Genomic DNA, 22,597 nt, shown 5'->3' on the forward strand with positions numbered 1-22,597 from the left:
GGCGTCGACGAGGCCGGCATTGGGAGATGCCGCGGCCTTTGTGCTCCGACGCAGGGAGCTGCGCGGCGCCGCCGGCGTGCCGGGACCGGACCCTCGGCCGCAGCTCGGCCGGGAGGGCCAACGGGACCGCGACAGCAGGGAATAGACGTGAGGAGGATCACATGAAACACATCGCGATGATGACGTTCACCGCTGCCGGCGCCCTGGTCGCGGCTGCCCCGGCAGTTCACGCCGAACCCCTGAAGATCGGGATCATCGAAAGTCTCTCGGGCTCTCAGACCTCGACCGGCCGGCTCTATGCGACGGCGGTGGAATACGGCGTCGACCAGATCAACAAGGCCGGCGGCTTCAATGGCGAGCCAGTCCAGGTCACCGAATACGACAATGCCGGCGGTGCGCCCGAGGCGGCCGACAAGTTCCGCCAAGCGGTCGCGGACGGCGTCGACATCATCTTCCAGGGCGCCTCGTCGGCCATTGCCGGACAGCTCACCGAAGACGTGCGCAAGCACAACATCCGCAACACCGGCAAGGAGGTCATGTTCATCAATCTCGGGGGCGAGGCGATGGAACTGACCGGCGACAAGTGCCAGTTCTACCACTTCCGCTTCACCACCACGGCGCCGATGCGCGTGAATGCCCTGGTGAGCGCGATGAAGGAGTCCGGTGACCTCGGCACCAAGGTCTATTCGATCAACCAGAACTACTCCTGGGGCCAGGACATGCAGGCGGCGGTGAAGGCCTCGGCCGAGAAAGGGGGCTACGAGGTCATCGACGAGGTTCTGCACGACGTGAACAAGATCCAGGATTTCGCGCCCTTCGTCGCGCGGATCAAGGCCGCCGCCCCGAACACCGTCTTCACCGGCAACTGGTCTAACGACCTCCTGCTCCTGATGAAGGCGACGGGCGACGCCGGGCTCGACGTGACCTTCGCGACGGCCTTCCTCGACCAGCCGGGCAACATCGCCAATGCGGGGAAAACCGCGCTCGGGCACTACATCGCCAACAACTACGACAACGCGGCCGCCAAGACCGACGCCTTTCCGGAGGCCTACAAACAGGCAACCGGGCACTATCCGATCTTCGTGGAAGGTCACTCCGCCTTTGCCCTTGCCCAGCTGCAGCAGGCGCTGGGCACGCTCGACTTCAAGGGGGGCGAGATCAGCGTGACGCAGATCGCGCTGGCGCTGGAGAATACGACCTACGAGACACCCGTGGGTCCGGTCTCGGTCCGCAAGGAGGACCACCAGACCATCCGCCCGGTTGTGGTGTCGAAGGTCGCCGAGAATGCAAAATATCCCGCGGACAATACCGACATGGGCTTCGAGACGGTGAAGATCGTTCCGGCAGAGGAGGCGATCTATCCGGTGCAGGAGAGCTGCCAGATGGAGCGGCCGGAGCAATAAGCTCCGCCCCGAAGGTCCGGCCGACGCTTGGAGCCGGCCGGGCCCGCCTGACGTCCCCAGCCCGGTAGCCACGATGGAATTTGCGATCATCTCCGCGCTGAACGGCGTGACCTACGGCCTGTTGCTGTTCATGGTCTCCGCCGGTCTGACGCTGATCTTCGGCATGATGGGCGTGCTCAACTTCGCCCACGCCTCCTTCTACATGCTGGGCGCCTATGTGGCCTATGCAGTCTCCTCGATCTTCGGCTTCTGGACCGGGCTCGTCGTTGCGCCCATCGTCGTCGGCCTCGTCGGCATGGCCGTGGAGCGCTTCCTGTTGCCGCGGGTCCACGCTCATGGCCACGCGCACGAACTGCTTCTGACCTTCGGCCTGGCGTTGATCATCGAGGAACTGATCAAGCTCTTCTTCGGCGACTTTCCGGTGGACTACCAGATGCCGGCAGACCTTCGATTCTCCGCCTTCAGCATCTTCGGCTCGGACTATCCCTTCTATCGTCTCTTCATCGGCGGCGTGGCGGTTGTCATGTTCGCAGTTCTCTGGCTGCTTCTGACCCGCACTCGTACCGGGATCGTGGTCCGCGCCGCCGAACGGCTTCCCGCCATGGCCGAGGCGCTCGGGCACAACATCCCGATGGTCTTCATGTTCGTCTTCGGAACCGGCGCCGCGCTGGCCGGCCTCGCCGGGGCGGTCGCAGGGGCCTTCTACCCGACCAATCCCAATATGGGCCTCGAGCTTGGCGTGATCGTCTTCGTGGTCGTCGTCGTGGGCGGGCTCGGTTCGCTGAAGGGTTCGCTCCTGGCCTCGCTGCTGATCGGGCTCTTCTCTTCCTTCGCGGTGGGCCTCGACTGGTCGCTTGCCGGTCTGTTCGGCCTCGTCGGGCTGGGGGACTGGGCGCGATCCCTCGGCGGGCTGATGACCCTCAAGCTCTCGTCGGTCAGCGCCACCATTCCCTTCGCCCTGATGCTGATCGTCCTTCTGGTCAGGCCCGCGGGGCTCATGGGCGAGCGCAACTGAGATGGCTTCGATGCGCAACATCTCGATCCTCGTTGCCATCCTGGCCCTTGCGATCGCCGTGCCACCCTTTCTCGGAATCGCATGGCAGAACGCGCTGGTGAACGTCCTGATCGCCAGCCTCTTCGCGCTGGCCTTCAACCTGCTCATCGGTCAAGCGGGGCTGCTCTCCTTCGGCCATGCCGCCTATTTCGGCATCGGCGCCTTCGCCGCGCTGCATCTGATGATCGCGATCGAAGACGGGCTCGCCTTCCCGACCCCGCTTGTGCCATTGGCCGGGGCGGCGGCCGGGCTCCTCGTCGGCATCGTCGCCGGCTATTTCGCCACGATGCGCTCCGGCGTCTATTTCGCCCTGGTGACGCTCGCCATCGCCGAACTCTTCCATTCGCTCGCCCCGCATCTTCAAGGTCTGTTCGGCGGCGAGTCCGGCGTCTCCTCGATGCGCATGCCCTGGCAGGGGATCATCTTCGGCTCGCTGATCGAGGTCTATTATCTGACGCTTGGCTGGGTGCTGACCTGCGGCCTGGCGCTGTGGGCCTATACGCGCACGCCCTTCGGCCGGCTGACCCTGGCCCTGCGGGACAACGAGCAGCGGGTGCAGTTCCTGGGCTACAACGCTCACGCCGCCAAGGTGATCGTCTTCGCCGTGTCGGCGATGGCCTCGGGTGTCGCCGGTGCGCTGCTGGCGATCTCGAACGAGACGGCGAACTACTCGCTCTTTGCGACCGACGTCTCCGCCCAGGTGGTGCTGCAGACCTTCGTCGGCGGCTCGACCGTCTTCTTCGGCCCGGTCTTCGGGGCCGCGGCCTTCACGCTCTTCGCCTTCCTCGTCTCCGATCTCACCCGGTCCTGGGTCTTCTATCAGGGGCTGATCTTCGTCCTCGTGATGCTCTATGCCCCGACCGGGATCGGTGGCGTGATCGCGTATCACGCCCGTCATCGGCGGCAGTTGGACTGGTCGCGTCTGGCGGGGCCCTATGCCTTGGCGCTGGTCGGCGGCCTTCTGGTCGCGGCCGGTGTCGTCTACCTCACCGAGACCGTCGCGGTCCTTTTCGGCGAGGGCTATGCGGTTCGCATGCGCGATGCCGGAGGTAGCCTGCCGCGCTATGACCTCTTCGGCGTCAGCTGGGATCCGGCCGGCATTCTCACCTGGCTCCTGCCTCTGATCCTCATCGGCGCGGGCGGTGCCGTCCTCGTGCGCGCCCGCCGATCGATCGCCGGCTTCTGGAACCGCATGGGCCGGACGGAGGCACTGGCGGCCGCAACGCCCGAACCTGCGGGAGGGACGGCATGAGTGCCGCGACCACAATGGAGGAACCGGCGCTGCGGCTCGCCTCCGTCACCAAGTCGTTCGGCCCGATCGAGGTGATCCAGGGTGTTGATCTCGACATCCGCCCCGGCGAGCGCCATGCGGTGATCGGTCCGAACGGTGCGGGCAAGTCAACGCTCTTCAACCTGATCTCGGGGATGTTCCCGCCTTCGTCCGGCGACATCAGGCTCAACGGACGCAGCATCGCCGGACTCTCGCCATACCGTATCAACCGCGCCGGACTGGCGCGATCCTTCCAGATCACCAACATCTTCCATCGCCTGAGCGTGTTCGAGAATCTGCGGATCGGCGTCCTGGCGCGCCACGGCGTGCGCTACGGTCTCTTCCGGTCGATCGCACGGATGCGGCGTGTGAACGAAGAAACCGCCGATGTGCTCGAGCGGGTAGGGCTCGCGGCGCGCGGCGCAGATCTCGCCGGGGACCTGACCTATTCGGAGCAGCGGGCGCTGGAGATCGGCATGACGCTGACCACCGGCGCCGACGTCATCCTGCTGGACGAGCCGACCGCCGGCATGTCGCGCGAAGAGACCGCCGAGGCAGTGGCCCTCATCCGCTCGGTCACGCAAGGCAAGACGCTGCTCATGGTCGAGCACGACATGAGCGTGGTCTTCAGCCTCTGCGACCGGGTCTCGGTGCTGGTCTACGGCTCGATCCTCGCCACCGACACGCCCGAGTGCATCAGCGCCAACCGCGATGTCCAGGAAGCCTATCTCGGCAAGGAGGCGTCATGAGCCTGCTCGAGGTGAAGGGTTTCCACGCCCATTACGGCAAGAGCCATATCCTCCACGGCATCGACATGGAGGTGCCCGAGGCTGCCATCGTGTCGCTGCTCGGCCGCAACGGATCGGGCCGCTCGACGCTGCTGAAGGCGATGATGGGGCTGGTGCCGCCCACCGCCGGCACGGTGACGCTGGATGGGTGGCAGCTCTGCGGCCGGCGGCCTTTCGACATCTGCCGCAAAGGCATCGGCTACGTCCCCGAAGAACGGCTGATCTTCCCCAATCTCACGGTCGAGGAGAACCTCGCCATGGGAGTGCAGAAGGGTGCGCCGGGGGCGCATCGCTGGTCGGTCGCGGAGATGTACGACTATTTCCCCCGCCTGAAGGAGCGGCGCGCCATTCGCGCCGGCTATCTCTCGGGCGGCGAGCAGCAGATGCTGACGATCTGCCGCTCCCTCCTCGGCAACCCGCGTGTGCTCCTGATCGACGAGCCGACCGAGGGCCTCGCGCCGAAGATCGTCGAGGTCGTCATGGAGGTGATCCTCGACATCGGCCGCAGGGGTGTCGCCGTGGTGCTGGTCGAGCAGAAGCTGACCATCGCCCTGAAAGTCGCCCGCGAAGTCATGGTCATGGGGCACGGCGAGCTGGTGTTCCGCGGCACGCCCGAGGACCTTGCGGAGAAGCCGGACATTCGGCGCCGCTGGCTCGAAGTCGCCTGAGGGATGCAGGTCCGCCCAGGGCCGCTGACAGAAAAGAGAGACATCGTGACCTATCTGGACAGACTGCGGCCTCGAAAGGGCTTGAGAGTGCTCGTGACGGCGGGCGCATCGGGGATCGGCGCCGCGATCGCGGCGGCATTTCTGGAGGCCGGCGCGAAACTCGCGATCTGTGACGTCGACGCGGCCGCCCTGGAGAGGTTCAAGGCCGAGCACCCGGATGCTCAATGCCTTGTCGCCGACGTGTCGGATCCAGAGGCGGTCGATCGCCTGTTCGACGGCGTGGAGCATGCGTTCGGCGGGCTGGACGTGCTGGTGAACAATGCCGGCATTGCCGGACCGACGGGACCGATCGAGACACTGTCGACGGACGATATCCGCCGCACGATCGAGATCGACCTCGTGGGCCAGCTGCTTGTCACGCGCCGGGCAGCCGCACTGCTCAAACGCAGCGATGACGCCGCGATCATCAACATCTCGTCGGTCGCCGGGCGCTTCGGCTATGCGATGCGCTCGCCCTATTCCGCCTCCAAATGGGGGATCGTCGGATTGACCGCGACCCTCGCAAAGGAAATGGGACCGGATGGGGTCCGCGTGAACGCGATCCTGCCCGGCGTCGTCCGGGGCGCGCGCATGGACAAGGTGATCAGCGCAAGGGCCGAAGCCTCGGGCCGGACGGTCGCCGCGGTGGAGGAAGACTACCTATCCAGCATCTCGCTTCGCCGGATGGTCGACCCCGACGACGTCGCGCTGACGGCCTTGTTCTTGAGCTCGCCCGCAGGCGCCAACATCTCGGGGCAGTCCATCGGCGTCTGCGGGAACGTCGAGTATCTCTGAGGGCCGCAGGCCGGCGGGGCGGTTTCTTCGCCAGCCCGGTGGCGCTGGCGAAGCGCGGCGCCAAGACCGCGTTCATGAAACCGGGGTCGCCCCGGGAGAATGGCTCGTGCGGGAGCTTCAACTCCAAGCTCCCGGACGAGCTCCCGAACGGCAAGATTTTCGCCAGCCTTGGAGAGTTGCGGATCGTTATCGAGAGCTGGCGGCAGCACCACGCCACAAGCGACCCCGTTCATCGCTCGGCTATCGCCCGCCTGCTCCAGCCGCAGTGCCGTGGCTGGCTGCGCCACCCCAGCCCGCTTCTCCGACCACCTCGAACGTCGCCAGCGAGCCTACTCTGCATTGTATTCAAAGTGAGCCCAAACGGCACAGGCCCCATGCGGCGATGTGTTGGAAATTCAACATAAGGCCTGTATGCTCCATTAGATGAAGAGGCCGCTTCACACTGTTGACACGTCGCTTCGGGGCGAACTGCCCCCGCTTCGTGACGTTCTGACGACGTCGAGTCTACGCTTCACGCCATCCGAGGAGAAGGTCGTGCAGGCCATGCTTGCCGACTATCCGGTTGCCGGGCTCGGAACGGCGACGAGCCTTGCGCGCCGGGCCGGCGTCAGCGATCCGACGGTCGTTCGCTTTGTGGCCAAGCTCGGTTTTGACGGCTTTTCGGCCTTTCAGGCGCGGCTGCTCGCGGAGGTGGAGGCGCGGCTCCAGTCGCCGCTTCTGATGATGGAGGCCAAGCGCGCCGCGCTCGCTGGCGAGAGCGGCGTCACGCAATATCTGCGTTCGGTCGCCGCGGCACTGGAGCGGACGGAGAGCCTCGTGCCGATCCAGCTCTACGACCGCGCCTGCCGCCTGCTATTCGAGGCTAAGGGCGACGTGCTCGTGCTCGGCGGGCGCTTCAGTCGCAACGTCGCGGGGATGCTCGCGAGCTATCTCGTCCAGCTTCGCCCGCGCGTCGCCGATCTCGGACCCCTGACGGGCGACGAGTTCGACCGGCTGATCGATCTCGGCCGGCGCGACCTCCTGATCGTCTTCGACTATCGCCGCTACCAGTCGGACGTCGTCGCCTTCGCGCGGCAGGCCGCCGGGCGCGGCGTGCCGGTGGTGCTCTTCACCGATCCCTGGCGCTCGCCGATCGCCGAGGTGGCCGATGTGACGCTCGTCGCGGAAGGGGAGGCCGGTTCGCCCTTCGATACGCTTGCCCCCGCTGTCGCCCAGATGGAGGCGTTCGTCGCCCAGGCGCTCGGCCACACCGAGGGGCGGGAGCGGCGGCGCATGGAGGCGCTGGAGCGCGTGCGCAGCGCCAACGGCGTGACGATCGGTGCCGGACCGCAGAACGAGAGAACCGAGAGGGACAATGGCGTATGAGGACATGCGGCGCGATGCGCCGTTCGAGAAGGGCGCGACTGCGCTGCTTCTTGTCGACATGCAGCGCGTGTGGCTGGAGCCGGGACTGGATCCCGATCATGCCGACTGGGAACCGGACCACTATTTCTACCGCGAAACGCGCGAGCGTGCGGTGCCGAATGCGCAGCGCCTTTTGGAAGCCGCCCGCGCCTCCGGCGTCGAAGTGCTGCACACGATCATCCGCAGCCTGACGACGGACGGGCGCGACCGCTCGCTCGACCACAAGATGACGCCGATCCATCTTGGACCCGACGCCCCGGAGGCGCTGCCGGTCGAGGCGCTTGCGCCTGTCGGCGACGAGATACTGCTGCCGAAGACTTCGTCCGGCGTCTTCAACTCGACCAATCTCGACTATCTCCTCAAGAACCTCGGCATCCGTCATCTCGTGATCGCGGGCATCTTGACCGACCAGTGCGTCGACATGGCGGTGCGCGACGGGGCGGACCGCGGCTACCGCGTCACCTGCGTTGCGGATGCCTGCGCCGCGCCGACGCCGGAGCGCCACGCCAACGCATTGCGCGCCTTCGGCGGCTATTGCTGGTTGGCCAGCACCGAGGAGGTGGAAGGGCGCTTTCGCGGTCTGGCGAGGGACGCCGCCGCATGAGCGACGTACCGAGCCTTCCGACCCTCGTCACCACGGATCTCGCCGCCATCACGCGCGGCCGTCCGATCCCCGAAGCGCGGCTCGCGCCCGGCGGTACCGGTATCGGCTGGGTGCCGGCAAATCTCTGCCTGACCGCCTTCAACACGATCGCCGACCCCAATCCTTTCGGCTCGGTCGGCGACCTGCGGATCCTGCCGGATCCCGCCGCCCGCTATGCGACCGACAGAACCGGGAGCGCGACGCGCTTCGACCTCGTGATGGGCGACATCGTCACCCTCGACGGCACGCCCTGGGACTGCTGCCCGCGGCACTTCCTGCGCGAGGCGCTGGCGATGCTGAAGGCCGAGACAGGGCTGTCGCTGCTGGCCGCGTTCGAGCACGAGTTCCTGCTGACGGGTATCGGGGCCGCCGGCCACGCCTTCTCCTTCGAGGCGCTGCGCCAGGCCGATCCCTTCGTGCCGCGCCTGCTCGCAGGTCTGGAGGAAGCGGGCGCCGAGCCCGAACTCGCCTTCGCCGAATATGGTGCCAACCAGTTCGAGGCGACGCTCGCCCCGGCGGACGGGCTCGTGGCGGCGGATCGGGCGGTGGTGCTGCGCGAAATGGTGCGCGAACTCGCCCAGAGCTTCGGCTGGCGCGCGAGCTTCACGCCGAAGCCCGCGCTCGACGGCGTCGGCAACGGCGTCCATATCCATATGAGCCTCGTCGGCGCGGACGGTGCGCCCGCCACCTTCGACCCGGCCCGGCCCGGCCGGCTGTCGGCGAAGGCGGGCGCGTTCTTCGCGGGCGTTCTCGCCCACATGCCGGCGCTCACCGCCATCACTGCGCCGGCCGAGCTCTCCTACTACCGCCTGAAGCCCCACAACTGGAGCGCCTCCTACACCTGGCTCGGCGACCGCGATCGTGAGGCGACCCTGCGCATCTGCCCGACCGTGGCGATCGGCGGGCGCGATCCGGCTCGCCAGTTCAATGTCGAGTACCGGGCGGCCGATGCGCTCGCCAACCCTTATCTCGCACTCGGCGTGCTGGTGCGCGCGGGGCTGGAGGGGTTGCGGGCGGAGCTGCCGGCGCCGCCAGTCGTGTCCGGCGATCCGGGCACCATGAGCGAGGCCGAGCGGGCGGAGAAGGGCCTCTTTCGCCTGCCGGAAAGCTGTGAGGCGGCGCTCGACGCGCTCGAGGCCGACGCGACGGCGCGGCGCTGGTTCTCGCCGGATCTCCTTTCAAGCTTCCTAGCCGTGCGCCGGGCCGAGCGGGCCCACATCGCCGGATTCGATGCCGCTGCGGTCTGCGAAACCTACCGGATGCTCTATTGATGGACGATGGCCCGATCTCCCCGGTGGAGGTGCTGAATGAGAACGGGGCGTGCGACGTCGTGCTCGTCTGCGAGCATGCCGGCAACCGACTGCCGCCTCGCTACGGCTCGCTTGGCCTCCCGGCGGCGGACCTCTCGCGCCACATTGCGTACGACATCGGCGCCGGCGCGCTGACGCGTGCCCTGTCGCGCCGGCTGAACGCGCCGGCCTTCTTCGGCACGCTGTCGCGCCTCCTGGTCGACCTCAACCGGCCCTTCGGCGTGCCCTCCTCGATGCCGCTCCTGTCGGAGGCGACGGAGGTTCCCGGCAACCGGGACCTTGCGCCAGAGGAGCGCGAGCGGCGTCGCCGGCTCGTCTTCGAGCCCTTCCATGAACGGCTCGCCCGCTTCCTCGACGCCCGCGACGCCGCCGGTCGCAAGACGCGCCTCGTGGCAATCCACTCCTTCACGCCCGTCTTCCTCGGCAAGACGCGACCCTGGCATGCGGGTGTCCTGTTCGAGCCGCCGGAGACCTTCGGCCGCGCCGTACTGACGGCCTTGCGCTCGGAGCCCGGCCTCATCGTCGGGGAGAACGAGCCCTACCGGATCGACCGGACGGAGGACTACGCCATCCCCGTGCATGGCACCGACAGAGGCTATCCCGCCGTGCTGATCGAGGTGCGCAACGACCTTCTCGCCTCGTCCGGCGAGATCGAGCGATGGGCTCACCGGCTTGCCCCCGCCGTAACCCTTCCCCTGCCGAACGATGAGGTTCTCCATGTCCGCGCCTGAGGTTTCGCCCGACGTCCTTGCCTCCGTCATCGCCGAGATCGACCGCGAGCCGGATTTCGTTACCGGCCTGACCGCCGATCTCGTGCGCATCCCAACGGTGAATCCGAAGTTTCAGGCTGATCCGTCGATCAACCGGGAGGCGGAGCTGCAGGCCCATCTCGCGGGCATCCTGGACGCCGAAGGCTTTGCCACCCTCCGGCCCGAAGCGCTGCCCGGCCGGCCGAACCTCATCGCCAACCGGCAGGGGTCCGAGGCGCGCAGCCTGATCCTCTGCGGCCATGTCGACGTCGTGCCGGTGGGCGAGCGCAAGCGCTGGACGGTTGATCCCTTTGGCGGAGAGATCCGGGACGGGCGGCTCTACGGCCGCGGCTCGATCGACATGAAGGGCGGCCTCGCCGCCTGCGTCGCCGCCGCCCGCGCAATCCGCAAGGCCGGCGTCACACTGGACGGCCGCCTCTCGATCCATGCCGTGGTGGACGAAGAGGCCGGCGGTTTCGGCGCCATGGCGGCAGTACGCGACGGGCATCTCGCGAAGGCCGTGCTCGTCGCCGAGCCGACCTGGGGCGATGTCCTGCCGGCCGAGGGCGGGCTCGAATGGGCACGGGTCACGATCCGCGGTCGCGCGGCCCATTCCGCCTGGCGCTACAACGAGATCTATCCGCAGACGGCGAGCCCGGACCGGCTGGAGCCCGGCACCAATGCGATCGAACTCGCCGCCCGCTTCATCGAGGCGTTGCGCCATTACGAGTCCGGCCGCACCCGCGCGCGCTCCCATCCGCTGCTGCCGCCCGGCATGAACACGATCAATGTCGGCGTGATGCGGGCGGGTGCCGGCCTCGGCGAAGACGGGCTGCCGCTGGTGATGACCAATCCCGCGATCATCCCCGACCTCGCCGTGCTCGACCTCGACATGAAGTTCCTGCCCGACGAGACGTCGGCCGACTACCGGCGCGACTTCGAGGCCTTCGTGCACCATTTTGCCGAAACCGACGCCTGGCTGCGGGCGCATCCGCCAACGGTGGAGTGGGAGCTGGGCGGACTGCACTTCCCGCCGCTCGACACCGCGTCGGACCATCCGCTCGTCGCCTCACTGGTCAAGCGCAAGTCGGCTTTCGGCAAGGCGCCTGGCATTCGCGGCTTCGTCGCCGTCTGCGACGCCGCGCATTATGCCGGGGCGGGCGTCGACGGCGTCATCTTCGGGCCCTCCGGCGACGGCTTCCACGGCGATGACGAATATGTCGACGTCGCGTCGCTGCGCGAGACGACCAAGGTGATCGCGGCGAGCGTCCTCGACTGGTGCGGCGTCAGGTAGAGCGGACGAGGCGGCCGGCGTGCCCGGCCGCCGCCTTGACGAGACCGGCAAGGCCCGCGGGATAGGCGAGCATCACGCCGACGATGAGGACGGCGACGATCATCGGCCGCCAAGCGCCGAAATCCGCCATCGCTTCCGAGAACAGCGTCAGCAGGAACGAGGCGAGGATCGCGCCGTAGATCGTGCCGGTGCCGCCGAGGAGCACCATCGACAGGATCACCGTCGACAGGCTCATTCCGAAGACGTCGATGGAGGCATTGCGCTGATAGGCGGCGTAGAAGGCGCCGGCGGCGCCAGTGAAGAAGGCGCTCGAGGCCATGGTAAAAAGGCGCAGCCGCGCAACGGAAAGACCCCGGGCGACGGCATAGTCCTCGTTGTCGCGCAGAGCCACGATCGCGGCGCCGAGGCGCGAGCGCACGATGATGCGCAGCGCCGCCGTCGACAGGGCGAGCAGGCCAAGCGCCAGGTAGAAGTAGGCGAACTTGTTGTCGCGGATCATGCTGTGATCGCCCAGCGTCAGCCCGGGAATGCGCACGATCCCTTGTGTGCCGCCGGTCAGCTCCGACTGGCTGAGGATCACCTGCATCACGAGCTGGGCGAAGCCGAAGGTGACGAGGATGATGAAAATCCCCTTGAGCCTCAGGATCGGCACCGTCACGAGCACGGCCGCGGCGGTGGCAATGAAGCCCGACAGGACCAACGCCGTCCAGGGCTCGATCCCGACGAGCTTGGTCAGGAGTGCATAGGCGTAGACGCCGATGCCGAAGAGGGCGAGATGGGCGAAGTTGAAGATGCCACCATAGCCCAGACTGAGATCCCAGTTCGAGGCGATCACCGCATACAGGAAGGCCATGATCAGGACGTGCCGCCCGTAGGAGCCGCCGACGAGAAGCGGCAGACACGCCAGGAAGGCGAAGCCGGCGGCAAAGGCGATCGCCTCGACGGTGGCCGGCATCCGGCCGGGCGTTCGCGGCGGCGAACCGACCTGCGCGGCGCGGGTGGCGAGCGCGCTCATGCGAGCTTGCCCATGCGCGGGGCGAAGAGGCCTTCCGGGCGCACCATCAGCGTCGAAATCAGGACGGCGAAGAGGATCGCCGGCGTCCAGTAGAGACCGAAGGCGTAGTTGGAGAAGGCCTCGAGGAAGCCGATCAGATAGGCCGCGAAGATCGGTCCGGAAATCGACGAGATACCGCCGAAGACGACGACGATCAGCGCCTTCAGGAGCGGGTCGCCTCCCATGGCTGGGGACATGAAGCGGTAGCCCCCGATGAAGATGCCGGCCAGTCCGGCAAGGCTTGCCGACAGCGCGAAGGCGAGGCCGTAGAGCGCGGCGACGTTGAGACCGACGAGTTGCGCCGAATCTTCGTTCTGCGCGACGGCGCGCAGCGCCAGCCCGAGGCGCGTGCGGGTCAGGAACAGCCAGAGCGCCAGAAGCACGACGGGCGTTGCGAGTATTATCGCGAGCTGATGCAGCGACACGCCGATCGGGCCGATCGTCATGCTGCCCTCGACCAGCGGCGGTAGCTGCTTGGAGCGCGGCCCGAAGGCCTGGAGCACGCCGTTCTCGACGAGAGAGCCGGCGGCGAGGGTCGTGATCACGACCGCGAGCACGAGGTTGGGGCGCCCGATCAGCGGGCGCACGACGCCCGCCTGCAGCAGCCAGCCAGCGCCGCCCATCAGCAGGATCGCGGCGGGCAGCGCAAGGGCGAGCGGCAGGCCGGCCGCCGTCAGCGTCCAGGCGAGATAGGCCCCCAGCATCATCAAGGCGCCATGCGCGAAGTTGAACACCCCGATCGTCGTCCAGACCAGGGCGAGCCCGACACCCATCATGGCATAGAGCGAGCCCTGGAAGAGCCCGCCGAACACGATCTCCGCAAGCGGCTGCATGGTCCCTCCCTAATGCCCGAAATACATGGCCATGATGGCGTCGTGGCCGATCGTCTCGCCCGGCCGGATCTCGGCCCCGATGGTGCCGTGGTTGACGAGGAAGAGGTGCTTTGCGAGGCCGAGGAGGAGTTCGACGTCCTCATCCACGATAACGAGCGGCACACCGGCCGCCGAGACCGCCCTGACGGCTTCCGCCAGCTCTTCCTTCAGCCGCGGCGACAGGCCGAGCGTCGGCTCGTCGAGAACGAGAAGGCGCGGGGCGCCCATCAGGCCGGTCGCGATCGACACCATCTGCCGCTCGCCGCCGGACAAGGTGCGAACCGGCTGGCGCCAGCGCTCGGCAAGGCGCGGGAAGATCGCCGCGGCGCGTTCACGGTTCTCGTCCTCGACGGCGCGGGCGCGCCGTGTCCAGGCGCCGAGAGCGAGGCATTCGGCGATCGACAGATCGGGGAAGAGACGGTTGCCCTGCGGGACGTGGATCAGCCCGCGCCCGACGATCGCCTGCGGCGAGAGATGCGTCACGTCCTCGCCGAAGAAGCGGATGCGGCCGGCACTGGGGCGCACGAGGCCGGACATCGCGCGCAGCAGCGTCGTCTTGCCGTGCCCGTTCGGCCCGAACAGGCCGACATTGCCGCTCGTCCCCGCTGTCATCGACAGGCCGTGCAGCACCGTGACGCGGCCGTAGCCCGCAACGAGGTCCTCGATCTCCAGCGGCGCACTCATGCGGCGGACCTGCGCGTGCCGAGATAGACCTCGACCACCGCCGGATCGGCGATCACCTCGCGCGGGCTCCCGCTGGCCAGCACGCGTCCGCCGCTGAGGATCACGAGATGGTCGGAGAGGTTCATCAGGAAGGTCAGGACGTGCTCGATGAGGACGATGGTGACGCCGCTCGCCGCGATCGACCGGACGAGGCCGATCGAAGCCTCGATCTCCGGCCGCGTCAGCCCGGAGGCCGGCTCGTCGAGAAGAAGAAGCTTCGGGCGCATGGCGCAGGCCGTCGCGAGCATCAGGCACTTGCGCTCGAAGACTGAAAGCTCGCCGGCGAGGCGGCCGAAGCCGGCCGGCGCGAAACCTGCCAACTGCAGCGCCTCGGCGGCCGCCTCGCGCGCCATCGCCGAGGCTCTGATCCGGCCGCCGAAGGTGGCGCCGACAAGGGCGTTCTCGAAGACCGTCAGCCCGTCGAAGCTTGTTTCGCGCTGAAATGTGCGGGCGATGCCGGCCCCGGCGATCTCGTGGGCCGACAGGCGCTCGATCGGCACACCGTCGATACGGACCCGGCCGCGGTCGGGGCCGAAGGGAATGCCTGTGACGAGGTTGAACAGCGTACTCTTGCCGCTGCCGTTCGGCCCGGCGATGCCCTGGATGCGTCCCTTCTCGACGGAAAGAGTGACGCCGTCGACGGCCTTCAGCGAGCCGAAGGACTTACCGACGTCCTCGATCTCCAGCAGCGCCACGCGCTCACTTCGTCCAGGGCTGGGGCTGGAATTCGTCGGTGGCGTAGGCCGCCGGCGCGATCAGCCGGCGCTCGCCGTCGAAGATCTGGAAGAAGGTCAGCGGGATGTAGTCGTCACCCTGCATGGCGAGATGTGTGGCCGGATCGAACTTGAGGCGGCCGGCCACCGTCTGCTTGTCGGTCTCAGCGATCGCCTTCATCACGGCCGCGTGGTCGGACGGATCGCCGGCCTTCTTCAGGGCATCGAAGTAGACGTTGACGATCTCGTAAAGCGCGACGCCATAGGTGCCGCTCTCGACGCCGTAGGCCGCCTTGAACTTCTCCCCGACCTCGGCGGCGCGCGGGTTCTTCGGCGAAATCAAGGGGCCGCCGAGGAGATTGTAGAGCACCCCGTCCGACTTCTTGCCGGTGAGTTGCACGAATTCCGGCACACTCGGGGCGTATTGCAGGAAGACGAGGCTCTTCGTCGGCTGCTCCAGGAACTGGTTCAGGAACGAGGCCGAGTTGCCAGGCAGGTAGTCGGTGTTGATCACCAGATCCGGCACGTCGGCGCGGATCTTGGCAAGGATCGCCCGCCAGTCCGTCACCTCGCCGAACGGCACCAGCTCGTCCACCGTGAGCGTCCAGCCCTTCTCGGCGAAGGTCTTCTTCATGCCCTCCGAGATCGTTTTGGAATAGGCGTTGTCGGAGGAGACGATCGCGACCTTCTTGCTCGGGAGCTGGATCTTGCCGTCTGCCGCGAGCTTTTCGACGAAGCTCGCGACATCGGTGTTGTAGGCGTCGAAGGAGGGGGTCCAGGACCAGCAGCAGGCGTAGTCTTCCGGCTTCGGCGCGATGATGTCGCGCGTCTGCTGCGAGGTCGCGGCGAGGATGTAGGGCATCTCCGCCTCGGCCATGTTGTCGATCTCGAAGTTGTTGAGGCTCGCGTAGCCCGTCAGCATGAAGTGCATGTCCGGGTCGCCGAGAAGGCGCTCGACGGCGCTGGTGACGTTGCCTGCCGACTGGTCCTTCACGTCCCCGACGACGAGCTCGAAGGTGTGGCCGTCGAGGCCGCCGGCCTTGTTCATCTCGTCCACCGCCAGCTGGGCGCCGCGCTGGAACTCCTGACCATCGGCGCTGGCTGGACCCGTCAGCGGCGCGAGAAGGCCGATCTTGACGACATCGGCCGCCGCAGGCGCGGCGAGGGCGGCGACAAGCGCCGAGGTGGCGAGGAGGCGGGTGGCGAGGCGAGTCATGACGGTCTCTTCTCCACGGCAGACACGGGTGCCGCGCTTCGTCGGCATTTCGACAAGCTAACCTGATCTTGTACGATCTGAAAAGATTATTTCACGACATGAGCGCGATTTCGCTGGTGGTGCGTACGACAGAAGTGGTGGATGGGAACGAGCCGACCGAAACGCTGGAAACGAGCTGCGATAGCCCTGCGCGACGCGGGCGGCGGCGGACTCGTGGTTTCGATCTACACGGCAACTCCTCCTCCAGCGCGATCTTCCACAACCAGATGGACGGTCGGCTGGGTCGGCGCCGAGGCGGCTGAACGCGTTCATCGCCGCGCCGCGTTCGTCAGATCGACGAGGTCCTTAAGCGCGAAGGCGGCCGATCAGGCTGTGCAGGTCGATTGGCGATCGAGATGAGTCGAGAGCCGCAGGCTCGAGCGGGTGGGCACCCGTCGGCCTGCCTCTGCGCCGAGACCGCTCTGAAGCGGACGTGCTTTTCACCTTCGAGGAAGCTCTCGCCGTCCGAGTAGCACGGCAAGATTTGACCGCGCCAACGCCGCGGGTTCTGGCCTGCGGACAGCCATCATGATCGTGTTGGCGAGACAATCTTCTGCCGGCCGCGGAGCGCGACAAGTTGGAGGACGGTCGCGAGAACCCCAAGCGCGGCGCCGAGGCCGATCACCGCTGGCCAGTCGCCCGCCTGCCACGCCGTGGTCCCGGCGGCGGACCCGAAGGCGCCGCCGAGGAACATTGAGCCCATCAGGACGGTGTTCAGCCGGGCGCGTGCTTCGGGCCGAAGGGCGAAAACGGCATGCTGGTTCGCGACCAGGGCAGACTGCACGGCAAAGTCGAGCACCACGACACCGATCAACAGACCGGGGAGCGACGTCCACGCCCCGAACACCGCCCAGGCGGCAAGCGTCAGGATGGCGCCCGCCAACACCACCGGTGCCGATCCGCGCCGATCGGCAAAGCGGCCGGCAAGAGGCGCGGCGAAGATGCCGACCGCTCCTACAATGCCGAACAGTCCGGCGACATCGGCGCCGTAGCCATAGGCTGCACGGACCCGGAACGCGAGAACGGTCCAGAACACGCTGAAGGCCGCAAAGATCAGAGCCTGTGTCGCCGCTGCCAGTCGGAGCGCCGGGAACTCTCGCCAGAGCTTTCCCATCGAGCTGAGGAGCGGCCCGTAGCGCAGCGTCGTGTCCGGCCGGCTGTGCGGCAGCACCGACAGCATCAGCCCGCCGCCGCCGAGCGCCATCGGAACGCCGAGCCAGAACATCGCGCGCCAGCCGGCGTGCGTGGCTACGAGCCCGGCCAGCGTCCGGCTGAGCAGGATGCCGGTCAGAATGCCCGACAGGATGGTCCCGATCGTCGCGCCGCGTCGCTCAGGAGGCGCGAGATGGGCTGCCAGCGGAACGATCTGCTGCGCTACGGTCGCGGCGAGACCCATGACCAGCGAGGCGAGAACGAGCAGCACCGCCGTCGGCGCGATTGCCGCGAGCGTGAGCGCGATGGCGAGGGCGCCGAACTGGATTGCGATCAGTCGCCGGCGCTCCACGAGGTCTCCCAGCGGCACCAGGAGGAACAGCCCGGCCGCGTAGCCGAACTGCGTCGCGGTTGGGATCAGGCCCGTCAGCTCGCCCGGCATGTCGCGCTCGATCAGGTCGAGCATTGGCTGGTTGTAGTAGATGTTGGCGACAGCGATGCCTGCTGCCGCCGCCATCGCAAATGTGCGGCCGGGGCGGGCGGACATCGCCGCTTCGCCGGTCATGAACTGAAACGACATGGCTTTTCTCCGACGGTCGACGCGATGCTCTTCAAGGGCGCCGTCCCGTCAGCTAGCTATTTCAACCTCGCCGATCGTTGTAGTAGCCTCAAATGATATGCGATTGTATCTTGTGGTGATGGATTGGACTTTCTCGCGCTCTCGGTCCTGACGGAGGCTGCCGGCGCGGGAAGCCTGGCCGCGGCAGCACGCAGGCTTCGTATCGCGCCCATGGCCGCTACGCGCAGTCTGGCCGCGCTCGAGCGGGAGCTCGGCGTCAGGCTCCTCCACCGGACGACGCGATCCCTGACGCTGACGGATGAAGGGCGGACCTTCCTGGCGCATGCGCAGACCCTCCTCGAGGAGCGCGACGCGGCTTTCGCCAGCGTGAGGCCGGCGCAAGCCGGCGCGTCCGGCCTTCTTCGTCTTACCGCGTCATCAGCCTTCGGCCGCAAGGTCGTCGCGCCCGCGACCGTCGCCTTCATGAAGGAGTATCCCGCGGTCGAGGTCGATCTCCTCCTGACCGACACCGTCCTCGATCCCGTGGCAGCGGGACTGGATCTTGCGATCAGGATCGCGACGCTGGGCGATACCAGCCTCGTCGCGCGCCGGCTTGCCGCAAGTCCGCGCAGCCTTTTCGCGTCCCCCGTCTACCTCGCCGCGTCAGGAACGCCGGCGACGCTGGCGGAACTCTGCGGACACCAATGCCTCGCGATCTCCGGTGTGACGCACTGGGCGTTCGAAGCGTGCGGCAAGACCGTCGCAACGAAGATCGGCGGGCGGTTCTCGGCGAATTCGATCGAGGGAATCCACCAGGCCTGCGTCGGAGGTCTCGGCATTGCGTTACTGTCGCGGTGGGAAGCCGCAGACGATGTTGCGACGGGCGCGTTGCGGGAAGTCCGCCTCGCCGATGCCGAGCCGGAGGCGCTCGCCATCTGGGCACTGTATCCGACCCGACGCATGGTTCCGGCGAAGGTGAGGCTATTCATTCAATCCCTCGTCGGCCACTTCCCGACTTCGTTGCGCCTGCCATGATGCCTTGCCAGCAGGGTTGGGAGATCAACGGTCTCGGTTTCGACGCGCCGGCGCCGCGACGGGAGGCTGCTCGGCGCGCGGAAGGGTGAAGCGGAAGATCGCTCCGTGTGGTTCGTTCGGCTGGCACCAGAGTCGGCCGCCATGCGCCTCGACGACGTGTCGGCAGAACATCAGGCCCAAGCCCATACCCCCGGTTTTCGTGGTAAAGAACGGCTCGAAGATCCGCGCTGCCTGCGCAGGCTCGACCCCGATGCCGTTGTCCGCCAGTTCGAAGCGTACGAGGCCGTCCTCCGTTATGCCCGTGGCGATCCGCATCAGTCGCGGCCGGTCGCTGGACGCATGCATGGCGTCGATTGCGTTCGAGAACAGGTTCTCGACCACCAAGCGGAGCTGGATCGGGTCGCCAATCACGGCAGGCAGGTCGTCGGTGAGGGCGACCTCAACGGAGATCCTGTCGAGTAGTGCCTCGGCGCGACCGCGCGTAACCACGTCTTCGACGAGGCGGTTGAGGTTGACAGGAACCCGCTCCGGGATATCCGTCTGCACCATCGACCGGATGCTGCGAAGGATGTCGGCCGCCCGGTGCCCGTCGGACACGATGCGCTCGAAGGCGGCGCGGGCTTCGGCGACGTCAGGCTCCCTCCTGCCGATCCAGCGCAAGCCGGCCTGGCCATTCGTGGTGATGCTTGCGAGCGGCTGGTTGATCTCGTGCGCCACGAGCGCCGAGAAGGCCTCCAACGCGATGAGCCGACCGTCGCGCCCCCGGCGTTCGGAGACAAGGGTCCTCGTCAGCCCCGCATAAAGAGCTGCGGTCTCGGTGAGTAGAACGATCAGAACGAGGCTGGCGGAGGCAAGGCCGAAGCATCGGCCGACCCACCAGCCGATAGTGAGGCGGATTCCGGCGCTCACATATGCCAGCAGCACGAACTCGATCGCCAGCGTGCTGATGACGACCATCAGCCAGAGGTCCAGGACGGAGCGGCGTCGCGCCCAAAGAGTGGCGACGACGAGGACGTAGAGCGAGATCGAAAGGAGCGGAACGTAATTCCAGAGCGGTGACGCCATCCGCGCATCGGTCATCAGATCGGGAAGCTGTTCGGCATCCCGGAGAGCCCAGGCGGTCACCGCGATCGCGCCTGCCAGCACGCCGGCGACGCCGGCGGGAGCGACCCGGCGCGACGCAAGAGGCTGTGACGGCCGGTCCTTCGACAGTGCGTATGCGAGCGCAAACAGCGGGAAGGACAGGCGACGCGCGGCGGCGATGAAGGCGGTGCTCTGAAGGTTTGTCCCGAGGCCGAGCGATGGAAACACGCCCGGGAACGTCAAGGCCCAAGGCACCACTAGAGTGGCGGAGAAGAGGTAGCCGAGCGCGAGAATAAGGACGGAAGCCGAGCGTTCGATGCGGAAAATCGACAGCAGCAGGACAAACGTCAGGAACTCGACCAGCGCAACGGCCGCCGCGTAGGCGGGAAGGAGAGCCTCCGTGCCCGGCAGCGGAAGCCGGGCGTGCGGCGCGGCCATGATACTGGCGCCGACGAACCCAACGATGATGGCCGTGGCAATGGTCAGTTGAGGCCGCGCCGGCCGGACGGTTGTGACGAGGAAGTCGTTTTCGGATGCCACTGCCGCCGATTGCCCATCGGGTGTCGCGTTCTGCATCTTCGGGTCGGCTCCGTCAGTGTGACATCGGCTACTGTTCGGCATCTGGCCGACGACGGGCGCATGTCGAGCCGGCGCACCCTCGCCAAATGCCGATGGCTTCATTCACTCACGGCGCATCATCGGCTCGCTGCCGGTCACCCTCGATCAGGCTTTTGGCCGCGGCAATCTCCCGATGCAGGAAATCCAGCAACGCCCGAATCCGGGGAACGCGCCGGAGGTCGGGGTGCGTTAGGAGCCAGAGGTCTGCGGCGAAGGCTGGCTCCGGCTCGTCGAGCCGAACGAGGCTCGGCCGCACGTCGCCGATGAAGCAGGGCAGATGGCCGATGCCGATCCCGGCTTCCACGGCTTCGGCAAGGCCGAGCACCGAGTTCACCCGATAGGCTGGACCATCTGGACCGGCGGCGGCGACGGCGTGCCTCACGACGTTCATCGAACCCATGCCGTCGGCGAGTGCGACCCAGCTTCGACCTTCGGCATCGCTCGAAACATCCGCCTCGCCACGCTGGCCGTAGAGTGCCCAGGCGATACGCGCGACCTTACGGCCGACGAGCGTATCGGGCGGCTCGTCGGTGGCGCGGATCGCAATGTCGGCGTCGCGACGCGACAGGTTCAGGGCCGGGTTGCCGATCACGACATCCAGCCGGATCCGGGGACACCTCTGGCGGAAGGCGGCGAAGATCGGCGTCAGGAGGTGGATCAGCAGTGAGTCATTGGTGGCGACGCGCACCTCGCCTTCGGGTTCCGGCTCGCGGCCGGCGAACTCCAGCGCCACCCGGTCAACATCGTCGCCGATGCGCTTCGCCAGCGCCACCAGGGCGTCGCCGGCAGCGGTCACGCCGAGCCTCGTCCGATCCCGCTCGAACAGGGGATGGCCGACCGTCTCCTCGATCTGCTTCAGCCGGCGAAAGACCGTGGAGTGGTTGATCCCGAGGCGATCGGCGGCAAGCGGCAACGACGCGGTTTCCGCGATCGCGCGCACCAGACGGAAGTCATCCCAATTCAGCTTGTCAAAGGCGGTCGTCACAAGAATCCCGATCCTCCGGCTCGGCCGAACCGACCTCTTACGCAATCATTCCATTGCACGGATGCAATGGAATGGCATCTTACACCTAACAAAGATTGCGCATAGCTTCACCTGCGAACGACATCGGTTCTCGAACGCAGGAGCAACGCCATGACCAGCACGAGCAGCCGCGGCATCCATCACGTCACCGCCATCGCGGGACCGGCCAGCCGCAACGTCCGCTTCTATACCGAGACCCTGGGTCTGCGGCTGGTGAAGCGCACGGTCAATTTCGACGATCCCGGCACCTACCATCTCTACTACGGCGACGAGGTGGGCAGCCCGGGCACGGTCCTGACCTTCTTCCCCTACGAGCATGCCGCGCCCGGGCGCCTCGGCGTCGGGGAAACGCAGGAAACCGTGTTCCGCGTTCCGGAAGGCTCGATCGGCTGGTGGACGCAGCGCTTCATCGAGAAGGGCGTCGCCTTCGAGCCGATCGTGAAGCGCTTCGGCGAAACGGTGCTCGCCTTCAAGGATCCAGACGGCATGCGCCTCGCGCTGGTCGCCGTTTCGGGTGCGGGACTAGAGCCCGGCTGGAGCGACGACACGATCCCGGCCGAATACGCAATCCGCGGCTTCCATTCGGTGAGCCTGCTGCTCGAAGAACTGGCGCCCACCGGCGCGATCCTGACCGACGTCTTCGGCTTTCGCGAAATCGGCTCGGAGGGCTCCACGACGCGATTTGCCGTGGAGAGTGCCACCACCGGTGGCATCGTCGACATCCGCAGTGTCGGCGGCTTTCTGAAGCCCCGGCCCGGCGCCGGCTCGGTACACCATGTCGCCTTCCAGGCGGTCGATGATGCCGAGCAGGCTGCGATGGTGAAGCGGCTTGCCGAGAACCATCGCATCACGACCACCGAGCAGTTGGACCGGAACTACTTCCGCTCCGTCTACTTCCGCGAGCCGGGGCACGTCCTGTTCGAGATCGCGACCAACGCGCCGGGCTTTGCGGTGGACGAACCGGCTGCGGAACTCGGGACCTCGCTGAAGCTGCCGGCGATCTATGAGGCCAATCGTGCCGAAATCGAAGCGGTGCTGCCGAAGCTGGCGCTGAACGAGCCGATCGCTGCTTGACGGCGTACATATCCCGGG

General features: G+C 67.2%; 21 protein-coding genes and 1 pseudogene. 14 read left to right on the plus strand and 8 right to left on the minus strand.

Going from position 1 to position 22,597, the window contains the following annotated elements; translation table 11 throughout:
• Positions 1-170 precede the first annotated feature (170 nt).
• The 12 genes and pseudogenes from C0R46_RS15255 (at position 171) to C0R46_RS15310 (ending at position 11,417) form a co-directional block, all read left to right on the plus strand.
• A complete protein-coding gene (locus C0R46_RS15255; RefSeq protein ID WP_425349893.1) occupies positions 171-1,403 on the plus strand; it encodes a branched-chain amino acid ABC transporter substrate-binding protein in 1,233 nt (410 codons plus the stop codon).
• Between the two features lie 73 nt (positions 1,404-1,476).
• Positions 1,477-2,418 (plus strand): branched-chain amino acid ABC transporter permease, encoded by a 942-nt coding sequence (locus C0R46_RS15260; protein ID WP_102960523.1) that lies wholly within the window; start codon positions 1,477-1,479, stop codon positions 2,416-2,418.
• Between the two features lies 1 nt (position 2,419).
• Positions 2,420-3,709 (plus strand): ABC transporter permease subunit, encoded by a 1,290-nt coding sequence (locus C0R46_RS15265; RefSeq protein ID WP_102960524.1) that lies wholly within the window; start codon positions 2,420-2,422, stop codon positions 3,707-3,709.
• Positions 3,710-3,723: 14 nt separating this feature from the next.
• Positions 3,724-4,476 (plus strand): ABC transporter ATP-binding protein, encoded by a 753-nt coding sequence (locus C0R46_RS15270; RefSeq protein WP_198598366.1) that lies wholly within the window; start codon positions 3,724-3,726, stop codon positions 4,474-4,476.
• Positions 4,473-5,183 carry an ABC transporter ATP-binding protein gene (locus C0R46_RS15275; RefSeq protein WP_102960526.1) on the plus strand — a complete coding sequence of 237 codons (711 nt, stop codon included), beginning with the start codon at positions 4,473-4,475 and terminating at the stop codon, positions 5,181-5,183. The genes C0R46_RS15270 and C0R46_RS15275 overlap by 4 nt, the downstream gene beginning before the upstream one ends.
• A gap of 45 nt (positions 5,184-5,228) precedes the next feature.
• The gene (locus tag C0R46_RS15280; protein WP_102960583.1) at positions 5,229-6,017 is read left to right on the plus strand and encodes an SDR family oxidoreductase; all 789 of its coding nucleotides are present in this window, start codon (positions 5,229-5,231) and stop codon (positions 6,015-6,017) included.
• 44 nt (positions 6,018-6,061) lie between these two features.
• Positions 6,062-6,444, plus strand: a pseudogene (locus C0R46_RS15285) (integrase core domain-containing protein); the annotation flags it as partial.
• Positions 6,441-7,382 carry a MurR/RpiR family transcriptional regulator gene (locus tag C0R46_RS15290; protein ID WP_102960528.1) on the plus strand — a complete coding sequence of 314 codons (942 nt, stop codon included), beginning with the start codon at positions 6,441-6,443 and terminating at the stop codon, positions 7,380-7,382. The pseudogene C0R46_RS15285 and the gene C0R46_RS15290, both read left to right, overlap by 4 nt.
• Positions 7,372-8,025, plus strand: coding sequence for a cysteine hydrolase family protein (locus C0R46_RS15295; protein WP_102960529.1), 654 nt, complete (start codon positions 7,372-7,374; stop codon positions 8,023-8,025). The genes C0R46_RS15290 and C0R46_RS15295 overlap by 11 nt, the downstream gene beginning before the upstream one ends.
• The gene (locus C0R46_RS15300) at positions 8,022-9,335 is read left to right on the plus strand and encodes a type I glutamate--ammonia ligase (RefSeq protein WP_102960530.1); all 1,314 of its coding nucleotides are present in this window, start codon (positions 8,022-8,024) and stop codon (positions 9,333-9,335) included. The genes C0R46_RS15295 and C0R46_RS15300 overlap by 4 nt, the downstream gene beginning before the upstream one ends.
• A complete protein-coding gene (locus tag C0R46_RS15305; RefSeq protein ID WP_102960531.1) occupies positions 9,335-10,105 on the plus strand; it encodes an N-formylglutamate amidohydrolase in 771 nt (256 codons plus the stop codon). The genes C0R46_RS15300 and C0R46_RS15305 overlap by 1 nt, the downstream gene beginning before the upstream one ends.
• Complete coding sequence (locus tag C0R46_RS15310; protein WP_102960532.1) at positions 10,092-11,417, plus strand: M20 family metallopeptidase; 1,326 nt, start codon at positions 10,092-10,094, stop codon at positions 11,415-11,417. Before C0R46_RS15305 ends, C0R46_RS15310 begins: the two co-directional genes overlap by 14 nt.
• On the opposite strand, the gene C0R46_RS15315 is transcribed toward C0R46_RS15310, so the two are convergent.
• The 6 genes from C0R46_RS15315 to C0R46_RS15340 all read right to left on the minus strand — a co-directional run bounded on the left by C0R46_RS15315 (position 11,410) and on the right by C0R46_RS15340 (position 17,766).
• On the minus strand, positions 11,410-12,432 hold the full coding sequence (locus C0R46_RS15315; RefSeq protein WP_102960533.1) for a branched-chain amino acid ABC transporter permease: 1,023 nt from the start codon (positions 12,430-12,432) through the stop codon (positions 11,410-11,412). The genes C0R46_RS15310 and C0R46_RS15315 overlap by 8 nt on opposite strands.
• Entirely contained in the window at positions 12,429-13,304 is an 876-nt protein-coding gene (locus tag C0R46_RS15320; protein WP_102960534.1) for a branched-chain amino acid ABC transporter permease, read from the minus strand. The genes C0R46_RS15315 and C0R46_RS15320 overlap by 4 nt, the downstream gene beginning before the upstream one ends.
• Before the next feature lie 9 nt (positions 13,305-13,313).
• The gene (locus tag C0R46_RS15325) at positions 13,314-14,027 is read right to left on the minus strand and encodes an ABC transporter ATP-binding protein (RefSeq protein ID WP_102960535.1); all 714 of its coding nucleotides are present in this window, start codon (positions 14,025-14,027) and stop codon (positions 13,314-13,316) included.
• Complete coding sequence (locus tag C0R46_RS15330) at positions 14,024-14,761, minus strand: ABC transporter ATP-binding protein (protein ID WP_102960536.1); 738 nt, start codon at positions 14,759-14,761, stop codon at positions 14,024-14,026. The genes C0R46_RS15325 and C0R46_RS15330 overlap by 4 nt, the downstream gene beginning before the upstream one ends.
• A 4-nt stretch (positions 14,762-14,765) precedes the next feature.
• Positions 14,766-15,995 (minus strand): ABC transporter substrate-binding protein, encoded by a 1,230-nt coding sequence (locus tag C0R46_RS15335; protein WP_198598358.1) that lies wholly within the window; start codon positions 15,993-15,995, stop codon positions 14,766-14,768.
• 565 nt (positions 15,996-16,560) lie between these two features.
• Positions 16,561-17,766 carry an MFS transporter gene (locus C0R46_RS15340; RefSeq protein WP_245413607.1) on the minus strand — a complete coding sequence of 402 codons (1,206 nt, stop codon included), beginning with the start codon at positions 17,764-17,766 and terminating at the stop codon, positions 16,561-16,563.
• A gap of 123 nt (positions 17,767-17,889) precedes the next feature.
• Here C0R46_RS15340 and C0R46_RS15345 point away from each other — a divergent pair, with 123 nt between their 5' ends.
• Positions 17,890-18,780 carry a LysR family transcriptional regulator gene (locus C0R46_RS15345; RefSeq protein WP_102960538.1) on the plus strand — a complete coding sequence of 297 codons (891 nt, stop codon included), beginning with the start codon at positions 17,890-17,892 and terminating at the stop codon, positions 18,778-18,780.
• A gap of 24 nt (positions 18,781-18,804) precedes the next feature.
• Here the strand turns inward: C0R46_RS15345 and C0R46_RS15350 are convergent, their stop codons facing one another.
• Together C0R46_RS15350 and C0R46_RS15355 are read right to left on the minus strand one after the other, a co-directional pair.
• On the minus strand, positions 18,805-20,439 hold the full coding sequence (locus C0R46_RS15350; protein WP_102960539.1) for a sensor histidine kinase: 1,635 nt from the start codon (positions 20,437-20,439) through the stop codon (positions 18,805-18,807).
• A 109-nt stretch (positions 20,440-20,548) separates the two neighbouring features.
• Positions 20,549-21,466: a LysR family transcriptional regulator gene (locus C0R46_RS15355; RefSeq protein ID WP_102960540.1), complete on the minus strand. Its 918-nt coding sequence runs from the start codon at positions 21,464-21,466 to the stop codon at positions 20,549-20,551.
• A gap of 150 nt (positions 21,467-21,616) precedes the next feature.
• Between C0R46_RS15355 and C0R46_RS15360 the strand changes: the two genes are divergently transcribed.
• Positions 21,617-22,579, plus strand: a complete 963-nt coding sequence (locus C0R46_RS15360) for a ring-cleaving dioxygenase (RefSeq protein ID WP_102960541.1) — start codon at positions 21,617-21,619, stop codon at positions 22,577-22,579.
• Positions 22,580-22,597 lie beyond the last annotated feature (18 nt).

The organism is Mangrovicella endophytica (assembly GCF_002893625.1).
Lineage (GTDB): Bacteria > Pseudomonadota > Alphaproteobacteria > Rhizobiales > Rhizobiaceae > Mangrovicella > Mangrovicella endophytica.